The 3,835-nt window shown below is 65.8% G+C and carries 4 protein-coding genes and 2 pseudogenes; 3 read left to right on the top strand and 3 right to left on the bottom strand.

Going from position 1 to position 3,835, the window contains the following annotated elements; all coding sequences use genetic code 11:
- A pseudogene (locus EN742_RS27520) lies at positions 1-129 on the bottom strand (histidinol-phosphate transaminase); the annotation flags it as partial.
- Between EN742_RS27520 and EN742_RS39660 the strand changes: the two are divergent.
- Positions 122-226, top strand: a pseudogene (locus EN742_RS39660) (prephenate/arogenate dehydrogenase family protein); the annotation flags it as partial. The pseudogenes EN742_RS27520 and EN742_RS39660 overlap by 8 nt on opposite strands.
- Before the next feature lie 27 nt (positions 227-253).
- On the opposite strand, the gene EN742_RS27510 reads toward EN742_RS39660, so the two are convergent.
- Both EN742_RS27510 and EN742_RS27505 read right to left on the bottom strand, forming a co-directional pair.
- Complete coding sequence (locus tag EN742_RS27510; protein ID WP_126058079.1) at positions 254-1,165, bottom strand: sugar kinase; 912 nt, start codon at positions 1,163-1,165, stop codon at positions 254-256.
- An 88-nt stretch (positions 1,166-1,253) separates the two neighbouring features.
- Positions 1,254-2,252, bottom strand: a complete 999-nt coding sequence (locus EN742_RS27505; RefSeq protein ID WP_126058080.1) for a DUF2125 domain-containing protein — start codon at positions 2,250-2,252, stop codon at positions 1,254-1,256.
- A 115-nt stretch (positions 2,253-2,367) separates the two neighbouring features.
- On the opposite strand from EN742_RS27505, the gene EN742_RS27500 reads away from it, so the two are divergent.
- Together EN742_RS27500 and EN742_RS27495 are read left to right on the top strand one after the other, a co-directional pair.
- Entirely contained in the window at positions 2,368-2,904 is a 537-nt protein-coding gene (locus EN742_RS27500) for a gamma-glutamylcyclotransferase (protein WP_128333499.1), read from the top strand.
- 121 nt (positions 2,905-3,025) lie between these two features.
- Positions 3,026-3,835, top strand: an 810-nt coding sequence (locus tag EN742_RS27495) for an aldo/keto reductase (RefSeq protein WP_148670297.1), incomplete at its 3' end; no start/stop codon positions are given.

Genomic DNA, 3,835 nt, shown 5'->3' with positions numbered 1-3,835 from the left:
GTAGCGGAAACCCCGCCGCAATATGTAGCCGCGCGCCGTGAGATAGTCGTCCGCCGCCGCCGCCGAATGCTTGCCGTCCTCGGGGAAGTGGATCAGCACGAAATTGCCGACGCTCGGCGTCACGCGCACGCGCGCGGTCCGCCGGTCGATCATCGCGGCCGGCCAGGACATCGATGTGCCGGACTTCGGCCGCCAGGTCGTCGAGCATCCCGGCGCCAAGGGATAGGCGCGTCTAGAGCTTCTAATCGCCGGGTCAGTGGGCCGCCATCATGGCCAGCGTCTCTGCCCGGTCCGGGGCGCCGAGCCGGCCGCCGAAGCGCTGGCATTTGAGCGCCGCCGCAGCACTGGCAAAGCGCAAGGCCTGCTCGGGCGGCATAGCTTCCGCGAGGCCGACGGCAAAGGCGCCGTGAAACACATCGCCGGCCGCCAACGTATCGACCGCCTTGATCCTCGGCGCCGCGACATGGCGGACCGAGCCGGTGGAACGGTCGTGCCACCAGCTTCCCGCCGCGCCGCCGGTGACCGCGACAAAGGCGTCGGTACGGCTGGCAAGATCGGCGCAGGCGGTTTCCGGATCGAGCGCATGGCCGCAGACGATACGCGCCGCGGGTTCGGAAGCGACGATGTGCGTGGCCAGCGGCAACAACTGCTCCAGCACCTCCAGCGGCGCGGTATCGGCATCGAGGATCGCAGGCCGGCCATTGGCGCGCGCCGCGTTCAGGGCGAGCGCCGCGGCGCCCGGCCAGCGGACGTCGACCAGCACGGCGTCGAAGGCGGAGAGATCGGCGGGCAATTCAGCGGGGTCGGCCTGCGCCTTGCGGTCGTAGAACGGAACGATGATGCGCTCGCCATGCGCGTCAACGAGGATCGCGGCCAGCGCCGAGCGCGCGCCGGCCACACGTCGGACCAGGCTGCAATCGACGCCCTCGGCCTCGATCTCGGCAATCAGCTGGTCGCCGACGGCATCATCGCCCGCACTTGCCCAGAGCGAGACTTCGGCGCCGAGACGGCGGGCGGCGCAAGCGGCGCTGGTTGCCATGCCCGAGGCGATCTGGACGCCATCGGAAGCGATGAACTTGCCCTGATGCACGGGCAGCGTGTCGAGGCGAAGGATCGTGTCGAGGGTGAACGCGCCAACACTCAGGAGCTTGACCGGTTTATCCATCTGCTCGCAATCTCTTGTTGAGCATGATCTTGTCCGAAGACCTGTTTCCACCTTTTGCTGACGCGGGCCCTCGGTTCGGAACCATGCTCTAGTTGACCGGCTTGATCTTGCCGAGCGGGATGAAGCCGAGCGAGGCCTTGCCCTTGACGATCCTGAGCGGCATGGACGGTTCGTTACCGAGCATCGCCAGGCCGGCAAAGCCTTGCTCGATCTCGCTCTTGCGCTCGGGAATGGCGCCGCCAAGGATCGCCGCCACCGCCTTGGGATTCCTGAGCTTGATCGTCAGGTCGGCGTCGATCAGGCCGTCGGCATCGACCGATAGCGGCCCGGACACCGTTATCCGTGCTTCGCCAGACGACAGATCGAGCTTTGCGATGTCGACCGACTGGCCGCGCAGGCTCTTCGGCTGCGTCCTGATCAGCACGACACCGTTCTTCAGCGTCGCCTCGCCACTACCGTCGAGCGGCGGCAGCACGCGTCCGCCGATAGCATCGGCGTCGATCTCGAGATCGTTGAAACTGCCGGCATAGCCGATGTCCTGGCCATTCGGCTGCAATTGCCCGGCAGCCTTTCCGGCATAGAACAGTTCGACAGGATCACTGTTGTCAGCCGGATCGGTCTGGCCGGACAGGCCCTCGGCCTTCAGCGCGACGCGCCGGGGCAGCGGCCAGGAGAGCTTCGCATCCGCCCGCAGCTTGTCCCAGTCGATCCATAGCGGCGTCATCCCGGGCATGGAGGTCCTGAGCGGCCCGCGTAGATCAGCAACAGGCGACAGGGGCTGGTTGATCGCAGCCACGGCATTGAAGCTGCCGGTCGAGGCGGCGAGGTTCCTGGCATCGTCCTCATAGGCGAGCGTGTCGCAGGAAATGGCGAAACTGAGCGGATAGCCGCTGACGGTCAGGTTGGCGCAGCCGGCCTCGATGCCCTTGGCGTTGAGCGCGGCCACCGCCTTGTCGGCCTCGGCCCTGACGCGATCGGCGAGGTAGAACCAGCCGGCGCTGTAGATGGCGAACAGCACTGCAATGAAAGCGGCGAGCCAGAACAGCCGGCGGCGAAAGTTCGGCGGGCGCTGGTCAGTTGACGTCATGCTGGAGCTCTCATTGCCCCTGATATTGCGGGCGGACGGTTGTTACGCAACAAGCGGAAGACGGAAACACTGATTCCGGCGTGCGGTCGGGACTCACGCGATCAGGCTTGGCGATATGGGCGATTTTTGGGTTTTTGGCTATGGGTCGCTGATCTGGCGCCCTGGATTCGCGCATGTCGAGACGCGCCGCGCGCGCCTTTTCGGCTATCGGCGGTCGCTTTGTGTCTATTCCTTCGTGCACCCAGGCACGCGGCAGCGGCCGGGCCTGGTGCTCGGCCTCGACCGTGGCGGCTCCTGCATCGGGCTGGCGTTCCGCGTGCCCGGCGACCTGCGGGGCGAGGTTCTCGCCTATCTGCGCGAGCGCGAACTGGTGACCAGCGTTTATGTCGAACGCACGCTGGACATCCGGCTCGACGGGAACGGGACGGAGGCACGCAAGACGATCAAGGCGGTCGCCTACATCGTCGACCGCGCGCATGAGCAGTATGCCGGCGCGCTCGATGCGGCCCATGCGGCCGGCATCGTTGGCGGCGCAGCCGGCCAGTCCGGCAGGAACGAGGACTATGTGCTGAGCACGCTGGAGCACCTCAAGGCGCTCGGCATCCGCGACCACTGGCTGGAAGAGGTGGCGCGGCGGGTCGCGCCTTTGTGAAGCGCTGGCCTGCCGGAAAAGAAGGGCCAGGCCTTTGACCTCGGCAATCCAAGACCTAGCTTAGCTGCTGCCCCCAAGCCGGGCTTGCCCCGCATCATCCCAATCATCACGGAGTTCAATCTTGCACAAACGCCGTCTCGGTCGCACCGAACTTTCCATCGCGCCGCTGGTCCTGGGCGGCAACGTCTTTGGCTGGACCGCCGACGAGAAGATCTCCTTCGACCTGCTCGACCGTTTTGCCGATGCCGGCCTCAACGCCATCGACACGGCGGACGTCTATTCGCGCTGGGCTCCCGGCAACAAGGGCGGCGAGTCCGAAACCATCATCGGCAAGTGGATGAAAAGCCGCGGCAACCGCGACAAGATCGTCGTCATCACCAAAGTCGGCTCGGACATGGGCCAGGGCAGGCGGGATTTGTCCGCCGTCTATATCGAAAAGGCGGTCGACGCATCACTGAAGCGGCTGCAAACCGATGTGATCGATCTCTATCTGTCGCATTGGCCGGACCCGGCGACACCCTACGAGGAGACGCTCGGCGCCTATCAGAGCCTGCTTGCCAAGGGTAAGGTCCGCCATGTCGGCTGCTCAAACCTCGATGCCGGCCAGCTACGGGCGGCGCTCGACGTGGCAAGCCTGCGCAGCCTGCCGCGCTATGAGGTTCTTCAGCCCGAATACAATTTGTACGATCGGTCGTCGCTCGACGGACCGCTGCTTGATCTCTGCGTGGCCGAGGATATCGGCGTTATCACCTATTTCGGTCTCGCCAAGGGATTCTTGAGCGGCAAATACCGCGGCAAGGCCGATCTCGGCCAGAGCGAGCGGGGCGAGGATGTCGCCAGCTACCTCAACGAGCGCGGCATGCGCGTCCTCGCCGCGCTCGATTCGGTATCGGCAAGGCATTCGGCCAGGCAAGCGGAGGTGGCTCTGGCC

The organism is Mesorhizobium sp. M4A.F.Ca.ET.020.02.1.1, assembly GCF_004022645.1.
GTDB lineage: Bacteria > Pseudomonadota > Alphaproteobacteria > Rhizobiales > Rhizobiaceae > Mesorhizobium.
This window is presented reverse-complemented; position numbering and strand designations above follow the sequence as displayed.

Excerpts from the sequence above, each read along its gene's own strand:
- EN742_RS27505 (WP_126058080.1), bottom strand. The coding sequence starts at position 2,252 with ATGACGTCAACTGACCAGCGCCCGCCGAACTTTCGCCGCCGGCTGTTC.
- EN742_RS27500 (WP_128333499.1), top strand. The coding sequence starts at position 2,368 with ATGGGCGATTTTTGGGTTTTTGGCTATGGGTCGCTGATCTGGCGCCCT.
- EN742_RS27510 (WP_126058079.1), bottom strand. The coding sequence starts at position 1,165 with ATGGATAAACCGGTCAAGCTCCTGAGTGTTGGCGCGTTCACCCTCGAC.